This is a genomic window from Lentibacillus kapialis, assembly GCF_014646635.1.
Taxonomy (GTDB): domain Bacteria; phylum Bacillota; class Bacilli; order Bacillales; family Amphibacillaceae; genus Lentibacillus; species Lentibacillus kapialis.
This window is the reverse complement of the sequence record NZ_BMNQ01000001.1, coordinates 202151-221111: the sequence shown is the minus strand read 5'-3', so window position 1 is coordinate 221111 and position 18961 is coordinate 202151. Positions and strand designations below refer to the sequence as shown.

At 44.9% G+C, this 18961-nt stretch carries 15 protein-coding genes; 3 read left to right on the top strand and 12 right to left on the bottom strand.

Annotation, left to right across the window (positions count from 1 at the left end):
* Nucleotides 1–165: 165 nt before the first annotated feature.
* From IEW67_RS18075 to IEW67_RS00980, 12 genes are all read right to left on the bottom strand, one after another.
* Complete coding sequence (locus tag IEW67_RS18075) at nucleotides 166–378, bottom strand: hypothetical protein (protein WP_229671635.1); 213 nt, start codon at nucleotides 376–378, stop codon at nucleotides 166–168.
* 80 nt (nucleotides 379–458) lie between these two features.
* Nucleotides 459–608 carry a hypothetical protein gene (locus IEW67_RS18070; protein ID WP_229671634.1) on the bottom strand — a complete coding sequence of 50 codons (150 nt, stop codon included), beginning with the start codon at nucleotides 606–608 and terminating at the stop codon, nucleotides 459–461.
* Between the two features lie 305 nt (nucleotides 609–913).
* Complete coding sequence (locus tag IEW67_RS01025; protein ID WP_188631185.1) at nucleotides 914–1465, bottom strand: hypothetical protein; 552 nt, start codon at nucleotides 1463–1465, stop codon at nucleotides 914–916.
* 284 nt (nucleotides 1466–1749) lie between these two features.
* Nucleotides 1750–4989 carry a fused isobutyryl-CoA mutase/GTPase IcmF gene (gene icmF / locus IEW67_RS01020; RefSeq protein ID WP_188631184.1) on the bottom strand — a complete coding sequence of 1080 codons (3240 nt, stop codon included), beginning with the start codon at nucleotides 4987–4989 and terminating at the stop codon, nucleotides 1750–1752.
* Between the two features lie 26 nt (nucleotides 4990–5015).
* Nucleotides 5016–5654, bottom strand: a complete 639-nt coding sequence (locus tag IEW67_RS01015; protein WP_188631183.1) for a TetR/AcrR family transcriptional regulator — start codon at nucleotides 5652–5654, stop codon at nucleotides 5016–5018.
* Nucleotides 5655–5828: 174 nt separating this feature from the next.
* Complete coding sequence (locus IEW67_RS01010) at nucleotides 5829–6968, bottom strand: acyl-CoA dehydrogenase (RefSeq protein WP_188631182.1); 1140 nt, start codon at nucleotides 6966–6968, stop codon at nucleotides 5829–5831.
* 114 nt (nucleotides 6969–7082) lie between these two features.
* Complete coding sequence (locus IEW67_RS01005) at nucleotides 7083–8222, bottom strand: acyl-CoA dehydrogenase (protein WP_188631181.1); 1140 nt, start codon at nucleotides 8220–8222, stop codon at nucleotides 7083–7085.
* A gap of 131 nt (nucleotides 8223–8353) precedes the next feature.
* Nucleotides 8354–9205, bottom strand: a complete 852-nt coding sequence (locus tag IEW67_RS01000; protein WP_188631180.1) for a 3-hydroxybutyryl-CoA dehydrogenase — start codon at nucleotides 9203–9205, stop codon at nucleotides 8354–8356.
* Between the two features lie 340 nt (nucleotides 9206–9545).
* Nucleotides 9546–10733 (bottom strand): acetyl-CoA C-acetyltransferase, encoded by a 1188-nt coding sequence (locus IEW67_RS00995; RefSeq protein WP_188631179.1) that lies wholly within the window; start codon nucleotides 10731–10733, stop codon nucleotides 9546–9548.
* 288 nt (nucleotides 10734–11021) lie between these two features.
* The gene (locus IEW67_RS00990) at nucleotides 11022–13130 is read right to left on the bottom strand and encodes a (Fe-S)-binding protein (protein ID WP_188631200.1); all 2109 of its coding nucleotides are present in this window, start codon (nucleotides 13128–13130) and stop codon (nucleotides 11022–11024) included.
* Nucleotides 13131–13443: 313 nt separating this feature from the next.
* On the bottom strand, nucleotides 13444–15117 hold the full coding sequence (gene argS / locus IEW67_RS00985) for an arginine--tRNA ligase (RefSeq protein ID WP_188631178.1): 1674 nt from the start codon (nucleotides 15115–15117) through the stop codon (nucleotides 13444–13446).
* Nucleotides 15114–15557, bottom strand: a complete 444-nt coding sequence (locus IEW67_RS00980; protein ID WP_188631177.1) for a YwiB family protein — start codon at nucleotides 15555–15557, stop codon at nucleotides 15114–15116. Before IEW67_RS00980 ends, argS begins: the two co-directional genes overlap by 4 nt.
* A gap of 170 nt (nucleotides 15558–15727) precedes the next feature.
* Between IEW67_RS00980 and mntA the strand changes: the two genes are divergently transcribed.
* The 3 genes from mntA to IEW67_RS00965 all read left to right on the top strand — a co-directional run bounded on the left by mntA (nucleotide 15728) and on the right by IEW67_RS00965 (nucleotide 18746).
* Nucleotides 15728–16135, top strand: coding sequence for a type VII toxin-antitoxin system MntA family adenylyltransferase antitoxin (mntA, locus tag IEW67_RS00975; RefSeq protein WP_188631176.1), 408 nt, complete (start codon nucleotides 15728–15730; stop codon nucleotides 16133–16135).
* Nucleotides 16125–16544 carry a type VII toxin-antitoxin system HepT family RNase toxin gene (hepT, locus tag IEW67_RS00970; RefSeq protein WP_188631175.1) on the top strand — a complete coding sequence of 140 codons (420 nt, stop codon included), beginning with the start codon at nucleotides 16125–16127 and terminating at the stop codon, nucleotides 16542–16544. The genes mntA and hepT overlap by 11 nt, the downstream gene beginning before the upstream one ends.
* Nucleotides 16545–16682: 138 nt before the next feature.
* Nucleotides 16683–18746, top strand: coding sequence for a transglycosylase domain-containing protein (locus IEW67_RS00965; protein WP_229671633.1), 2064 nt, complete (start codon nucleotides 16683–16685; stop codon nucleotides 18744–18746).
* Nucleotides 18747–18961 lie beyond the last annotated feature (215 nt).

Sequence of the window (18961 nt, the reverse complement as noted above, 5' to 3'; positions counted from 1 at the left end):
CCTCCTATTTCAAAGTGGCTTTATTTGTAATACGAAAAATTACAAGTAATGTTTCATTTCATACCACTTTTATACAACAATCTGGCCCGATTCATTAAGAAGAGCGCATTCTTGTTGCACAAACGCACCCGTTTGTAGTATAGTCTTCATTCACCTTCTGTTCCCTTAGATAATGCCTTTATCTTTTAATAATTGTGATTCGTCACCTGTTATCCATCCAAAGATAATAGGCTTGTCATCCCTGAATTGGATAAGATAATTGTTGTTAAATGGAATGGATACCTCTTCTTCCGCTTTTAGATATACTGAATTCCATTTAGTATGGGCAACAGCATGTTTGTCATCAAGTGAAGTGATCTGCACTTCCTTACATTCCATTTTTTTAGTTCCTATCGAACGGTAGTATTCATATCCCTTACCCATAGCCTCTTTAAGTTCGTTATTGTTTTCTCCAGCTTTTACACCATGTAGATTGCTGCAATAAATTCTTCAGAGTAGAATCCTGCAATTATTTCTAAATCAGGTTTACCTTCTAAAGCATTATTAAATTGATTTTCATATGTCTTGAAAAACGCTTCAATCTTTTCCTTCATTGCTGATTCATTCATGCAATCACATCCTTTAAAAATATTTGCTATGATTCAATTTTAACACAACTTTATGCCATTAAATGGCCCTGCTGTGGTAAGTTCGACGCAGCACTTTATTCCGTAAGTGCACCCGTTTGTGGTATAGTCAGTTCAAGGCTTTTAAGCCAATCATATCCGTTTACTGAACAGTGATTTTTATAGTCTTTGCTGTTAAATTAATGGAGAAACCAAAAAGTTTTTCAATATGTCTAAAATTATTCTCAAGGGTATTTGAGGTTAAATGCTCGCAAAAAACGACGGGTTGCTAATTTATTCTAATTCAATTAGAATTCTGTATCTTGAATTAACATATTTACAATTTTATTATTATCATCCAAATTGGCTTGCCCTTTAACAGTGTTCTCATTCCATTGGTCACTTGCTTCTTTTTTATATTGTAATTTAAAAGTGAAGTCATAAATGCTGTCGTTTGATTCAGTTTTTTCATATTCAACATTTTTAACGTTCATCTCATAGTTATTGCTATATGCTATATCCAAGAATGTTGTTCCATAAGTTGCTATAAATTCTTCATAATATTCATCTGTAAAGTATGGTTTAAAAGCATCTTCCAGATATTGACTGAAAGACGTAAGAAATTCTTCATCCTCCGACCTTGACGCCTTATCTTTGCGAAGTTTCATTACATCCTGGAAATCTTTATCAGGACCGCTGAACGTATTTTCTAGTACATTTTCAATCGTTGCTATATTTTCATCTTTTTCATCCTGATTATTCTGATTATCATTTTCCACACTTGGAGTACAACCAATTATTATCAACAACATAAAGACAGAAAATGTTGTAATTGATAATTTAAAAGTTTTTTTGTACACATATTTCACTCCTTTTTAGCAAAGCGTTACTCAACAATAGGGCCCGTTTGCGGAATACGCTTTATCATAACTACACCCTTTGGACATATCATATCCAAAGGGCGCAAAACGGTGCAACTGTTTTTCAAAGCCACATTTCGAATTGGTTTGAATGTTTATTATTACCGTATCATTAGGTTCTGCAGCGAAGCTTAAACTAATTCTAACTAAACATTGTACTGAATCATCTCAAGTGTTAAGCGTTTAAGCCGTGTTCCGACCATATATAACCTGCCTCCTGCAATCTACATATTTCGTCTGTACTGTCCGCCGACTTCATAGAGTGCATTTGTGATCTGTCCAAGGCTGGCCGATTTCACGGTCTCCATTAATTCGGCAAAAATATTGCCACCGGATGCCGCTGTTTTCTTCAGCTGTTCCAGTGCCGCTTCCGTCTTGTCTTTACGGACGTCCTGAAATTTGTGCAGTTCATCGATTTGATGCTCTTTTTCCTCTTGAGAGGCACGGGCAAGTTCCATTGAATTAATGTCATCAGCTGTCGTTGGATTCGGGCTGACATACGTGTTTACACCGATAATCGGAAGCTCTCCCGAATGCTTTTTGCCTTCATAGTACAAGGATTCTCCCTGGATTTTCCCGCGCTGGTATTGCCGTTCCATCGCCCCCAGCACACCGCCGCGGTCATTCATATTTTCAAATTCCTGGAGGACAGCTTCCTCAACAAGATCGGTCAGCTCCTCGACAATAAATGACCCCTGCAGCGAGTTTTCGTTTTTGGTCAAGCCGAACTCTTTATTAATGATCATTTGAATGGCCATCGCACGCCGGACAGATTCCTCTGTCGGTGTTGTGATTGCTTCATCATAGGCGTTCGTATGCAGAGAGTTCGTATTGTCCTGAATGGCCAGCAATGCCTGCAGTGTCGTGCGAATATCGTTAAAATCAATTTCCTGAGCGTGCAGGGAGCGTCCGGACGTCTGAATATGATATTTCAATTTCTGACTCCGCTCATCAGCTCCGTATTTATCGCGCATCGTAATCGCCCATATACGGCGGGCTACACGACCGATCACTGTATATTCCGGATCAAGCCCATTGGAGAAAAAGAACGATAGGTTCTGGGCAAATTTATTTACGTCCATACCACGGCTTAAATAATACTCCACATACGTAAATCCGTTTGCCAGCGTAAAGGCCAACTGTGTAATTGGGTTTGCACCGGCTTCAGCAATATGATAACCGGAAATAGAGACTGAATAGTAATTTCGCACATTTTTATCGATAAAATATTGCTGAATATCTCCCATCATTCTCAGAGCAAATTCCGTTGAGAATATGCAGGTATTCTGTCCCTGATCCTCTTTCAGAATATCAGCCTGAACCGTTCCGCGCACGACCGATATCGTGTCGTCCCTTAAGCTTTCGTATTCGCTGCGACTTGGCTCCCGGCCATTTTCTTCCTTAAAACTGGCCAGTTGCTGATCAATCGCTGTATTGAAAAACATAGCCAGAATAATCGGCGCCGGTCCGTTAATGGTCATTGAAACTGACGTTTTCGGATCGGTCAAGTCAAACCCACTATACAATTTTTTCATATCGTCCAATGTACATATATTGACGCCACTTTCACCGACCTTCCCGTAAATATCCGGGCGCGGTGCCGGATCTTCCCCGTACAGGGTTACCGAGTCAAACGCTGTTGACAGACGTTTCGCTTCACTGTCTTTGGATAAATAATGGAAACGGCGATTGGTTCGTTCCGGGGTTCCTTCACCGGCAAACTGGCGCGTCGGGTCCTCTCCTTTGCGTTTGAATGGAAAGACACCTGCTGTGAACGGAAACGAACCGGGGACATTTTCTGTCATCAACCATTTGAGCCTATCACCCCAGTCCACATATTTCGGCAGCATGACTTTTGGGATTTTCAGCCCTGAAATGGATTCCGTATGTAAGTCCATTTCAATCTCCTTATTGCGGATCTTAAATGTCATGGTATCCTGACTGTATTGTTCTTTCGTTTCTACCCAGTGGTCAAGCTGCTTTTTTGCTTCGGGGGTCAGTTTTTCGTCATACGTCTGTATAGCTTTGTCGATCGCTTCAACGCTTTCGTCATCATCCAGCGCTTCTTTAGCGCCTTCAAGCTGATAAAGTTTTCGGGCGATATCGCTCTGCTTCCTGGCATTTTCATGATAATTGCGCACATGCCTGGAAATTTCCTGCAAATAATGACGCCGTTCATTCGTTATGATCATGTTTTGCTTCTTGGCAATTGTATGCCGCTCGAAATCGACCGTATTTTCCCAGCCGAACGTTTCATTCAGTCTGTCAATCATAGACGCGAATAATGCATTTGTCCCCGCATCATTAAACTGGCTTGCAATCGTGCCGAATACAGGGAACTTTTTCATGTCTTCACCGAACAGCAGATGGCTGCGCTGATACTGCTTCCGGACCTGGTTTAGTGCATCCTCAGAACCTTTTTGCTCAAATTTGTTTATGACAACAAAATCGGCGAAATCGATCATGTCGATTTTTTCTAACTGTGACGGTGCCCCGAACTCAGCTGTCATAACATACATGGACAAATCGGTAATATCCGTGATGGCCGCATCCCCCTGGCCGATACCGCTTGTTTCGACGATGATGAAATCGTAATTGGAGGCACGCAGAACATCCAGCACTTCCTGTAACGACTGGGACAGCTCGGTCCTTGACCCGCGTGTAGCCAGTGAACGCATATAGACGCGGTCAGTAAATATCGCATTCATCCGGATCCGATCTCCCAATAGTGCGCCGCCGGTCTTCTTTTTAGTCGGGTCAATCGAGATAATGGCAATTTTCTTATCCGGTATTTCATTGACGAAGCGCCGGATTAGCTCATCGGTTAGAGAGCTCTTACCGGCACCACCCGTACCGGTAATGCCAAGAACCGGTGCATTGTTCGACTGTGACCGCAATTTACCCAGGACGGCTTGCTTTTCGTCATTCTCATCATCATGATTTTCAATATAGGTAATCAAGCGGGCGATTGCCTGCCGTTCACCTGAAGCCAGCTTTTGCTGTGCTTCATTCAATTCAAAAGGCGGCAGGAAGTCACACTCCTCAAGCATGTTGTTAATCATGCCCTGAAGTCCCATTTCACGTCCATTGTCCGGTGAAAAAATACTCGACACACCATATTCCTCTAGTTCCTCAATTTCACGCGGAATGATTGTACCGCCGCCACCGCCATAAACTTTAATATGACTTGCACCCAATTCATTGAGCAGATCAACCATATATTTGAAATACTCTACGTGGCCCCCTTGATAAGAGGATATAGCAATTCCTTGAGCATCTTCCTGAACAGCGGCATAAACAACCTCCTCCACTGAACGGTTATGGCCAAGATGAACAACCTCTGCCCCGCTCGCTTGAAGAATCCGGCGCATGATATTGATAGATGCATCGTGACCATCATACAAACTTGAAGCCGTTACAAACCGGACGGGGTTGACCGGTTTGTAAATCTGAACTTGTTCCATGATACCCCTCCTGTTTAAACTCAAGCTTAACGCATCTCTTTTGTCTGCATTCCACCAATTGACAGTGATTGCATCATAAAATGAATCTGGCGTTCAACATACTCTTTCAGTGTGAATTGTTTTTGCAGCATCCATCTTCTGAATGCCCACATTTCGCCTTGGACAAAAATATTGTTAGCGATTAAAACTGCATCTTGTGTATCCATTGATTCCGGCAGACATGTGACCATCATCTTTTCTAGCATGGCAACCATATCCCGTTCCTTCTGCAAAACATATTCGATTGACTCTTTCTTAAGTGATTTGACTTCCTGATACATGATAATGATCTCTTCCTGCATATCGTCCATCAGGTAAAAATACGATTCAATGACTTTTTCCAGATTGGCAAAGGAAGGATTCTGCCAGTCAGTCACTGCCTCTAGGCGCTCCCTGACCTGATCATAAATCGCATCACATACCAGAAAAAGCACATCTTCCTTCGTCCGGATATATTCATATAACGTTCCGATGCTAAAACCCGATTCCTTGGCGATTTCTCTGGTTGTTGTGCGGTGGAACCCTTTTTCTTTAAACAAAGCAATCGCACCTTTGATCATCTGATTCCGTCGCTTTTCGACCAGGTCACTGTCTTTAACGGAAGAAATGATTTGACTTTTTGTCATTCACCCGCCTCCCTTCCTTTTCTCGTCATCTGCGTGAATAGTCATGACTGTATATACTTTCATATAACGCGATCAGCTCAGAAACTATGAGCTCCTACTATTCCTATTTTTACCGCTGCAATTTGTGAACTTGAGCCGTTTTTGTGACAACTTGAGCCAAACGAGCGCATTGAGCTATTTGGTCAGCATCCGTCCAATAACCAGTCGCTGGATTTCGTTCGTTCCTTCATAGATTTGTGTAATCTTGGCATCGCGCATGTAACGCTCGACCGGATAGTCTTTCGTATAACCATACCCGCCGAAAACCTGCACAGCCTCAGTCGTTACATGCATTGCTGTGTCCCCGGCATACAGTTTGGACATAGCTGAAGCCTTTCCATAAGCTTTCCCTTCTGACTCTAGCCATGCTGCCTGATAGGTTAATAGACGGGATGCCTCTATTTCGGTGGCCATATCTGCTAATTTGAAGGAGATGCCCTGGTTTGATGCAATCGGTTTGCCGAACTGTTCACGTTCTTTTGCGTAATCGACAGCTGCATCCAGTGCACCTTGAGCTATTCCGAGTGCTTGCGCTGCAATCCCGTTGCGCCCGCCATCAAGTGTTGTCATGGCAATTTTAAAACCTTCACCTTCCGCCCCAAGCAGGTTTTCCTTTGGCACACGGCAGTTTTCAAAAATGAGCTCAGTTGTAGGTGAAGAACGGATACCAAGTTTCTTCTCTTTTTTCCCAGTTGTGAAACCATCTGTATCTTTTTCTACAATGAATGCACTGATTCCCTTATGGCGCGCATCTGGATCTGTCAGTGCAAAAACAATGTAAATATCAGCCACACCGCCGTTGGAGATCCAGACTTTATTACCATTCAGGATGTAATCGTCGCCATCTTTTTTAGCCACAGTCTTCATTCCGGCTGCATCACTACCTGATCCTGGCTCAGACAACGCATAAGCGCCGAGTGCCTCCCCGGTTGCCAGACGGTAAAGGAATGTTTTTTTCTGTTCTTCATTTCCATACTTATAAATAGGCCAGCTTGCGAGTGACAAGTGCGCCGAGAGGGTAACACCAGTTGAGGCACACACGCGCGACAGCTCTTCAATCGCAATAACATAACTGACATAATCAGCATTGATTCCCCCGTATTCTTCCGGCCATGGTATCCCCGTCAAACCAAGCTCAGCCATTTTATCAAAAATAGCGCGATCAAAACGTTCTTCTTCATCGCGTTCTGCTGCCGTTGGTTCCACATCTTTTTTAGCAAAATCGCGAACCATCTTGCGCAGCATTTCCTGTTCTTCTGTCAGTTGAAAATTCATTGGGTATGATCTCCCTTCAAATTGAGTGACATAAATTACTTTAAGTGCTTTTACCCGCTCCGGAAAATACATTTCGTGCACCTTAGGGCGGATCTTTACATCCTATTCCGAAAGTCAGTCGAACAGATTTTTTGCTATCACTTTATGCTGGATTTCGTTTGTCCCTTCATAAATTTCTGTTACTTTGGCATCACGGAAAAGACGTTCCACCGGATAATCCTCCGTATAGCCGTAGCCGCCATAAATCTGTACTGCCTCTATCGCCGCTTTACGTGCTGTTCTGGATGCATACATTTTGGCCATCGATGCTTCTTTGCTGGAATGAGCTCCTTTTTCAACTAAATCTGCAGCATGATAAACCAATAGTTTGGCTGCTTCGACTTCGGTCGCCATATCCGCAAGCTTAAATGCCATTCCCTGATTTTCTGCGATTGGTTTTCCGAATTGCTCACGTTCCTTAGCATAGGTCGAGGCAAGTTCAAGAGCTGCTTCGCCGATTCCGAGAGCTTGGGCGGCAATACCGATGCGCCCAACGTTTAAATTAGCCATTGCGATTTTAAACCCGTCACCTTCTTCACCAAGCAATTGCTCTTTCGGGACAATACAATGATCAAAACTCAGCGGAACGGTACTCGAACCATGCAACCCCATTTTTTTCTCGGCCTTCCCAATTTCCAGACCCGGCGTATCTTTCTCAACGATAAAAGCACTGAAGCTTTTCGAGCCGGACTCCTCACTTGTCCGCGCAAATGTGACGTATGTATCAGCCTGCCCGCCATTGGTAATGAACATTTTCGATCCCTTGAGAATATAGTTATCCCCGTCTTTCACGGCTTTCGTCTTCATGCTGGCAGCATCCGATCCTGCACCGGGCTCCGTTAAAGCAAATGCCCCAATATATTCGCCCGAGGCCAGCTTGGGAAGGTATTTGTTTTTCTGCTCTTCATTGCCGAAATTCAAAATCGGATTGGAGCCGACTGATGTATGAACCGACAGGATAACGCCAAGGGTCGCACTGACTTTGGACAGTTCATTGATGGCAATGATATAGGAAGTATAATCCATATCACTTCCGCCATATTTTTCTGGAATCGGAATCCCCATAAGCCCGAGTTCACCCATTTTATGGATGAGTTCTGCAGGGAAGCGGTCTTCCTGTTCCATACGCTCCACTTCCGGCTGTACCTCGCTTATCGCAAAATCCCGGACCATCTTCCGCATCATTTCCTGTTCCTCAGTTAATTTAAGGTCCATATGAAGTCTCCCCCTTTCGGTAAATCGTGGTTGTTAGAATCATCGTGCTAAGGTTGGCTTTGTTACACTTCTATAGTGATTGAGATGACTGTCTTGCTGCCGTTCACAGCCGGGATAAACAAAGAGTTCGATCAGTTGTACTGATAAAAGCCTCTGCCTGACTTTTTGCCGTACCAGCCTGCGTTGACATATTTCCGCAGAAGCGGACATGGACGGTATTTGCTGTCCCCGAAGCCGTCATGCAGCACTTCCATAATATAAAGGCATGTATCCAACCCGATAAAATCAGCCAGCGTCAGCGGCCCCATCGGGTGATTCATCCCCAGTTTCATGACCGTGTCGATATCCTCGACCGATGCCACACCTTCATGAAGAGCGAAAATCGCTTCGTTTATCATCGGCATTAAAATCCGGTTGGCCGCAAATCCCGGATAGTCGTTCACTTCAACGGCTGTTTTGGAAAGGTTTTTTGCCATATCGGCCACAGCTTCGTGTGTTGCATCACTTGTCTGCAGTCCGCGGATGACTTCCACAAGTTTCATTACCGGAACCGGATTCATGAAATGCATACCGATAACCTGCTCCGCTCGATTGGTCATTGCAGCGATTTCCGTAATCGGAAGGGATGATGTGTTGGTTGCGAGAATCGCATGCTCCGGTGCGTATTTATCCAGTTGACGGAACACGTTTGCTTTCACATCCATATTTTCAACTATCGCTTCAATCGTCATATCACAACCTTTGACATTCTGCATATCTGTCGTCGATTTGAGTCTTGCGAGGGCGCCGTTTTTTTCCTGTTCGCGGATACGCTCTTTATCAACTGATCTTGTCAAACGGTTTTCGATGTGTTGCATACCTTTTTTTAGCGCGTCTTCATTAACGTCGTTTAATAGTACCTCATAACCGGATTGGGCACAGACCTGGGCAATACCTGATCCCATCTGGCCTGCACCGATCACCATAACTTTTTTAATTGGCATTGCATCACTGCCTCCCTTGGATTAAAATAAGAACCTTAGGAGCCTTGGACAAAAGTAGTTTTGATAAGGAAAAATCCGAACTAGTTAGAGTATATAACCCGCTACGGAAATATACTTCGCGCACCTTAGGGCGAACGGTGAGCCTTCTCGTGCTGACGCACTGCGGGGTCTCACCGAGGCCTTTCCTCCCGCAGAAGTCTACGTATATTTCCTTCGCTAAAACGGAGTACCGTTCGTCTTTAATATAGAATATCTTAATTATGTCCAAGACTCCTTAGCGTTTTTCCCTAAACTTTTGCCATATCACCTAACACGCTTGGATTGAGACATCTAAACCCCTTTATTGCGTTGGTACTTCCACCAATATGGCGTCGCCTTGGCCACCGCCGCTGCAGATGGCTGCAATGCCGCGTCCACCGCCGCGCCGTTTCAATTCATGGACCAATGTTAAAATGATACGCGCACCGCTTGCGCCGATTGGATGACCCAACGCAACCGCACCGCCGTTTACGTTAATTTTTTCCGGATCAATATCCGCAATTTTTCCGCTGGCCAGAGAAACAGCCGCAAACGCTTCGTTTATTTCGTACAGATCAATATCCTCTTTAGTGTAACCGGTCTTTTCAAACAGCTTATTGATGACGAGACCCGGTGTTTTTGGAAAGTCCTTGGATTCCACGGCCACTTCCGCATGACCATGAATAATGGCCATTGGTGCTTTACCAAGCTTTTCTGCCGTTTCATCGGACATGACAACAAACGCACCGGCACCGTCGTTTACGCCCGGGGCATTCCCGGCTGTGATTGTACCATCTTTATCAAACGCCGGGCGCAATTTCGAAAGAACATCAACACGCGTATCCTTACGCGGCGCCTCATCAGTATCGACAACGATCGAATCGCCTTTACGCCGGGGAACTTCCAGCGAAACAATTTCTTCAGTAAATTTGCCATCTTCTATCGCTTTGACTGCCCGCTGATGACTGCGGTATGACCACTCATCCTGCGCTTCTCTTGATAACCCGTATTCCTCGGCAGTGCTGTTGCCATAAGTGCCCATATGAACTCCCGCAAATGAACAGGTCAGTCCGTCATGCACCATCATGTCAACGACTTTTTTATCGCCCATACGATTTCCCCAGCGTGCATCAGGCAAAATATACGGGGCATTGCTCATGCTTTCCATACCCCCGGCGACAATGATATCTTCATCGCCAAGACGAATCAGCTGATCGGCAAGTGTTACACTGCGAAGCCCTGATGCACATACCTTGTTAATTGTTTCGGTTTTGATGTCCCATGGGATCCCGGCCTCACGCGCTGCCTGTCGGGAGGGGATCTGCCCCTGTCCCCCCTGAAGTACATTTCCGATAATGACCTCGTCAACTTTTTCGCCGGCAAGGCCTGCACGCTTCAGTGCCTCACGTATAGCCGCGCCTCCCAGTTGTGACGCTGTGAACGGTTTCAATGCGCCCCCGAATTTACCAAATGGCGTCCGTGCACCGGATACAATAACAGTCTTTCGCATACATCAACATCCTCTCATTAACTAGATTGATAATTTTATATAATAACGCTTACCCGCAAAGATTAATCCCCGGACCGACCGAACGCTCGCTCAGTTCGGTTCCAAAATAGAGAGGGGCATTATAAACAACCCCTCTTAATTATGCTGGCTTTCATCGTGGTCAGGTTGTGATGTTCCGCGTGAAATTGTAGCGGAGTCGCGTCGCAATTCCGAGAGTACTGCGCGAAATCAGATGCAGATCGCGCTATTCTGACCCTTTGTCGTTCGGATTTCCTAAAACCTTTATTTTTATGCTGTCTTCTGATCATCTTCTGTCAATACTGATAATGCGAGAATTTCAGCAACGTCCATGGTGCTGATGTCTTCCTCAACCTCTTTCGCTTTCGTACCATCACTCAGCATCGTCAGGCAGAATGGACATGCACTGGAAATCATCGTCGACTCAGTTTCCATTGCCTGTTCCGTGCGGGCTACGTTAATACGGTTCCCTGTTGTGTCCTCAGTCCACATCAATCCGCCGCCCGCACCACAGCACATACCATTTTCACGACTGCGGTCCATCTCGACCAAATCAAGTCCCGGAATGGATTTCAAGATTTCCCGCGGCGGATCGTAAACCCCATTATATCTTCCCAGATAACAGGAATCATGATATGTGAGTTTTTGATTGATTTCACGCTGCGGTTGCAATTTTCCGTTCATGACAAGGTCATACAGTATTTGTGTATGGTGATAAATCTCTGCTTCAAATCCGAAATCAGGATATTCATTTTTGAAAATATTATAGGCGTGCGGGTCAATGGTCACGATCTTTTTCACATCATTCTTTTCAAATTCTTTAATATTTTTCTCAGCAATTTCCTGGAACAAAAATTCATTCCCGATACGGCGTGCCGTATCACCGGAGTTTTGCTCCTTATTTCCAAGGATAGCAAAACGAATGCCTGCTTGGTTCATCAATTTCGCAAACGCAAGCGCGATTTTTTGGCTGCGATTGTCAAACGAACCCATGGAGCTGACCCAGAAAAGATAGTCAAAATCTTCATCTTCTTTTTTCAATTCCTTAACAGTCGGGATATAGGCATTCTCATCCTGCTCACGCCATTTGATGCGATCCTTCTTGGAAAGTCCCCAAGGGTTGCCCTGGCGTTCGATGTTCATAACTGCGCGCTGGGCATCCTGATCCATCTTCCCTTCCGTCATAACCAGATAACGGCGCATATCAATAATCGTTCCGACATGCTCGTTCATAACCGGACATGCATCTTCACAGGCACGGCATGTTGTACAGCCTTCAAGCTCTTCCTGTGTGATAACATCGCCAATCAAACTGACACTTTCCATGCCTGCAGCAGCTTCATTTGCGCCTGCATTAGCCAATGTATTCCCCTTTGTATTGGAAAAGGCATACTCCGGCACCCAGGCTGACTTCCCTGTAACAGCTGCCCCTTTCTCGGTTAAATGGTCACGCACTTTGACCATGATATCCATCGGTGAAAGCATTTTGCCGGTGCCTGAAGCCGGACAGACATCTGTACAGCGCCCGCACTCGACACAAGCGTAAAAGTCAATCATCTGATGCTGTTCAAAGTCTTCCACTTTCCCGACACCGAACGAAATGTCATCTTCATCCTGCTCTTCATCAATATCAAAGTCTATTTTTTTCAATTTTCCCGGTACGCGTTTACTCAAAAACACATTAATGGGTGCGGCAATCAAGTGTGCGTGCTTAGATTGCGGCACGTAAACAAGGAATGCCAGAATCGTTACGGTATGAAGCCACCAGAAACCATAGAACAGAACCGCAGCAGCCGTTTGCGGCAGCCAACTGAATGCACCGCCTATTAAACTGGCGACAGGTTCCGTCCAGCTTAAACTCTCACCATGCCAGACAATCGCCATGCCATTCCCAAGCAGAACAGACAGCATCAAAGTCCCGATAAACAGCAGAACCAAACCTGCTTTAAAGCCGCGCTTCAGACGGACAATTTTTTCGATATAACGGCGATAAAATGCCCATACAACCGCAACCAGAATCATGAGCGTCACAAGTTCCTGAAAAAACGTAAAACCTGGATAAAAAATTCCGAACGGCAGATGATTGCCGGGTGCCAGCCCTTTGACGAACATGTCAATTGCCCCGAATTGTACGAGTAAAAAGCCGTAGAACATCATGACATGAATCGTACCTGACTTTTTATCCTTCAACAGCTTGGACTGTCCAAAAACAATTTTCCCTATGCGCCGGAACCGCTCTTTAAAATCCCGGTCAAACTCGGATTTTTTCCCCATTTTTATATAGGCGACCCGAGTGGCAACAACTTTAGCGAATAAGAATATGCCATAGGCAACAATTGCAATGAACGCCAGCCAGTTGATAAGCAATAATGTATCCATCATTCGCTCCCCCTTTTAGATAGTATAACGGAAAATGTTAGCGATTGCATTATTTTGAAAATATAAACGCAGCGCAATTTTATGTTATGCCTATTACTTTATATTATGAATGATCATTCAGTCAACAGATTTATAGAAATTAAGAAATTGGTATCACGTATACAATCGGAAAATAATCAAGTATTGGAAAAACTCGGCATTCGCCTCGTCTTATAGCGAATGCCGAAGCTTTTCTTAAAAGGTCATCCATCATTTATACTTTCTGACGTTAAAAAAAATTTGCAGAAGCATACCGCCTCTGCAAATTTAGACATTACATTTTTACCGGCGCACTGATGCCAATCAGCCTGAGGCCATTTGCCAAGGTGACCTTTACTGCTTTCATTAGGGCGATCCGCGCTTTGGTTAATTCGGGATTGTCCGGGTCGAGCACTTTTTCCGAATTGTAGAAGCTATGCAGCACAGAGGCCAGTTCAAATACGTATTGTGTAACCTTATGCGGTGCATATTTTTCGGCTGCATCTACTACCGTCTGCGGGAATTCGCCCAGTTTTTTCAAGAGGTCTGTTTCCTTTTCAGCTGTTAGCAGATCAGCGTTAAATTCTCTGTTCATAGTCAAGCCTTTTGATTCGGCTTGTCCAAGCATCGTACAAATCCGGGCATGGGCGTACTGAACATAATAAATCGGGTTATCGTTTGACTGGGAACGCGCTAAATCCAAATTAAAGTCAAACTGTGTATCATTTGAACGCATGACAAAGAAATAACGTGTGGCGTCAACTCCGACTTCCTCCATCAAATCTCTTAAAGCGACTGCATTACCGGTGCGCTTGCTCATACGGACCTTTTCACCGTTCTCAAACAAATTTACAGTCTGAATGATCCTAACAGCAAATTTGTCAGCCGCGTAACCAAGTGCCTGAATGGCAGCACGCATTCGTGAAATATAGCCATGGTGATCGGAGCCCCATACATTAATGACTTTGTCGAATCCGCGTTCAAGCTTATCCTTATGGTATGCGATATCCGGTGTTAGATAGGTGTAGTTCCCGTCCTGCTTAATCAGCACGCGGTCTTTGTCATCACCGAAATCGGTTGAACGGAACCATGTCGCACCATCCCGCTCATAAACATAGCCGCTCTCGCGCAATGTTTGGACGGCTTCTTCCACTTTATGTTGATCATACAGGGACTGTTCAGAAAACCAATTGTCAAAGTTAACACGAAAATCGGCCAAATCTTTCTTAAGATTATCCAGTTCAATATTCAGGCCATAATCTTTGAAAAATGCCAAGCGCTCCTGTCTGTCAGCATTCACCCATTTATCACCGTACTCACTTGCAAGATCTTGGCCAATGCTGACAATGTCGGCACCGCGATAGCCGTCCTCGGGCATCATGGCGTCATGGCCAAGTGCCTCCAGGTAACGTGTTTCGACCGATAAAGCCAGATTATCAATCTGATTGCCAGCATCGTTAATGTAATATTCACGCTCGACATGATACCCCGCTGCATCCAGGACGTTACAAAAAACATCGCCATAAGCGGCTCCCCGTGCATGACCAAGATGTAAATCACCGGTCGGATTCACAGAGACAAACTCAACCTGAACCTTTTTGCCCTTTCCGGAATCGGTCCGGCCGTACGTCTCTCCAGCATCCAGAATTGACGGAATCAATTCGCCGAGGAAGTCATTTTTCATGAAAAAATTAATGAAACCCGGCCCGGCGATTTCCAGTTTCTCAATGGACGCTTTCGATTCATCAATATGAGCAGTAATATCGCCGGCTATCTGGCGCGGGGCCTTCTTAGCGACTCTCGCCAGCTTCATGGCAATATTCGATGCAAAATCACCATGCGCCTTTTCCTTTGGCTTCTCCAGAATGACTTCCGGCAGCTCATCCTCCCCGGCAAGTCCCGCTTTCAGGACAGCTTCTGTAATTTCTTGTTTGAGCGTTTCTTCAGTTTGTGACAGTACATTGCTCATTGGGAACCCTCCTTAGGTCGAATGGTTAATGTCAGCTCATGCTCGCGTTCTTCCTGCCCGTTTAGCCTGACGGTATAATCAATGGCGAGCACACCGTTTTGCCGTGCAGTCAACGGTCGATAGTCAATCGAATCGGTAAATGTTTCCATATGTATATTCCCGTGCGGATGCTGAAAAACATTTTCCGACAGTTTTTGCTCGTGAAATGTTTGATGCATCTGTACCGGCCCAGTACGTTTTACACTAGCTTTATTGGCATGTATCGTAATCATATTGCTGATCTGTGATCCATCCCCGGCCGTCTCAGTGTATGTCAGCACATCCATGTTTGTCTGTTGGTAAAGCTGTCCGCTTTCCCTGACTGTATTGTATTCCTTCTGTCCATTATCTTCAATGGCTGTCTTAAGCTCAACAGCAACCTGTTTCGGACGCTTTTCCATCTCAATCGCTCCTGCTTCATATAATAACCTATTATAGCGATAAATCTGTCCTGATTTCAATCTCAAGACTGGAAAAGGCTGACGGCTTTTTTCAAAAATGTATGCCAGCCGCTAAACTTGCGATGCAATTACTGATATAATGAGGATAATTGAACTATGGAGGTATGCTTATGCACTCCGAAAAAATCAAAAAGGTTAAAGACGTTCTCATTCCAAAACTTGATCCGGTCTTTCTTATCCTTTTTGGCTCACAGGCTAAGGGAACACAGAATGACGAAAGTGATATCGATGTTGCTTTCTATTGCAGAGAAAAAAACCTTTCATCGTACGAGACGTTCATGCTGGCACAGGAGCTTGCAGCAGAACTGGATATGGACGTTGATCTGGTCAATATAAGGGAAGCGAGCACCGTTTTTCAGGCACAGGTTTTTTCCAGCGGGCGTGTCCTTTACTCACAAGATGAAGCCCTCAGAGCGAATGTTCAAATGACGGTCATGAGTATGTACAGCAGATTGAATGAAGAACGAAAGATAATCCTTGATACAATCCGCGAAAGAGGGTCGGTTTATGGTAAATGACGTGGTATTAAGTAAAATAAGTATTATCGAACGATGTACCAGCAGAATCGAGGAAGTTTATAATAACGACCCGGAAAATCTCAATGACTTCACAAAACAAGACAGTATCATATTGAATATCCAGCGGGCATGTGAAGCTGCAATCGATTTATCGATGCATATCATTGCCCTGCAACAGCTTGGTCTTCCGCAATCAAGCCGCGAAGCATTTGACCTGCTGCAACATGCGGGGATCACTAATCATTCAATGACAGCACGGATGAAAGCCATGGTCGGCTTCAGAAACATTGCTGTGCATAACTATCAGGATATTGACCATCAGATACTGGAAAATATTATAACCAATCATATAACTGATTTTAAATCATTCACACAACAGATACTGATCCAAATGGATGACAAGTCGTGATCAGTCACTAAGTGTCAGATTGATGAATACTGTCCCGAGCGCTTTTTATAAAAAATCAATCACTTTTTGCCGGGTTTAATTTCCGCTGTTTTTTCCCATACTAACATTAAAGATTATGTCGCAAACGAGGCTCACTATATGAAATCACTTTTGCGTTTAGATGGGAAAAAATACCGGCTGTTCTATCTCATACCACTCGGTTTATTAGCGTGCGGGTTCCTTTTCGTGGCCGGGGTTTATTTTGTCAGTTTTCTGATGGGACCACCAGAGCTGACCAATGATCAAAATACAGTCTATTACAGCATTGACGGTGAGAAGATTGGTGAAGAAAGCGGTGCGGAAAACCGGTATTGGGTTGATCTTGATGAGATGTCACCGCATTTGATCAAGGCGACTCTGGCCATTGAGGATCGGGATTTTTACAGCCATAACGGCTTTGATTTGCAGCGAATTGCCGGGGCTGCCTTATCTGATTTGAAAAGTCTTTCCCTGAAGGAAGGGGCCAGTACGCTGACTCAGCAATATGCCCGGAATTTGTTTTTATCACATGATAAAACATGGACCCGCAAGCTGAAGGAAGCGTTCTATACGGTGCGTCTGGAGATGTATTACTCAAAGGACGAGCTGCTCGAAGGCTATTTAAATACGATTTATTATGGTCATGGTGCTTATGGGGCTGAGGCGGCCAGCAGATATTTCTTTGATAAATCTGCAAGCAATCTTTCTCTGGCGGAGGCTGCAATGCTCGCTGCCACCCCGAAAGGCCCTTCATATTACTCACCGTTTAATGACCTGGAAAATGCGAAAGACCGTCAGCAGCGGGTTTTAGGAGTAATGCTCGAAAACAAGCAAATAACCGAGCAAGAGCACAGTCTGGCTACAAGAGAAAATCTGACTTTCACTGATCCGCAAGAACGCAAAAAGGTATCGATCGCACCATATTTTCAGGATTCTGCTTTACAGGAAGCAGCCAGTATCCTGGAGCTTGATACGGAAAAAGTCCGTTCAGGCGGATACACGATTCATACCACACTTGATACCTGCCTGCAAAAACAGTTGAAGACACATACCGAAAATACAATCAGATCAGGGAGCAGCATTGAAATTGGTGCCCTCGCCATGAATCCCGATAACGGGGGAGTTCGTGCGCTGATTGGTGGTAAAAATTATAGGGAAAGTCCCTTCAACCGGGCGGTGGATGCTAGACGAATGCCCGGCTCCGCCTTCAAGCCGTTTTTATACTACACAGCATTAAACAACGGCTACACGCCGGCGACTATGTTAATGAGTAAACCGACCGCATTCAAACTTGCGGATGGAAAGGTCTATCAGCCGAGCAACTACAATGGTTATTATGCGAACGAGCAAATAACGCTTGCCCAGGCGCTGGCACTGTCCGACAATGTCTATGCCGTCAAAACCAACTTATCTGTCGGACCGGAAAAACTGGTTGAAACAGCAAAAAAGTTCGGCATCACAAGTGACCTTCCAGCAGTACCTTCCCTCGCACTGGGTACTGCATCGGTAACACTGGAAAATATGGTCACCGGCTATGGAATGCTTGCCAATGGCGGCTATGCTATAGATGGTCATACAATCGAAAAAATCGTAGACAGACATGGCAATACCGTATTCGAAAGAAAGCATAAAGAGCGCGAGCCGGTGCTGGATCCGCAGACGACGTTTGTTTTAACCCAATTGATGACCGGGATGTTCGATCGGTCACTCGATGGCTATATGTCCGTAACGGGGTCAACGGTTGCTGATCAGCTTACACGGACTTATGCCGGAAAATCCGGGACAACCGAGAGCGACAGCTGGATGATCGGCTACAGCCCGTCACTTGTCACCGGCATCTGGACAGGTTATGACAATAACCAGCACATAACCAAAACGGCGGAAAAAACGTATCCTAAAAATATATGGGCATCATTCATGGAAGATGCACACGAAAATACTGACGGCCAAACATTCGATGTGCCGCCAGGGGTTGTCGGTGTGGCAATCGACCCCGAGAGCGGCAAACGCGCAACCCCTTATTGTGACACAAGCCGTGTCATGTACTTTGAGAAAGGGACAGAGCCTGATAAACACTGCATGGTTCATATGCCAGGTGACCAGGAGGAATCCGATCGAAATGAAAAACCACCGCAAGAGAAAGACCGGGGTCTTTTCGATAAATTGTTCGATTCGCTGTTTTAATCGCGGAAGTGTCTCGCTCCAGTGCCGGTTGCACCTCTATACATTAGAAAAACTCGGCATTCGCCTCGTCTTATAGCGAATGCCGAAGCTTTTCTTATAAGGTCATCCATAATTTATACTTTCTGACGTTACAAAAAAGGCCGACTTTCGTGGAAAAGTCAGCCCCTTTTGTGTCCTAGTAATACATGAGTTAGCCCATGTATACATATTTTACA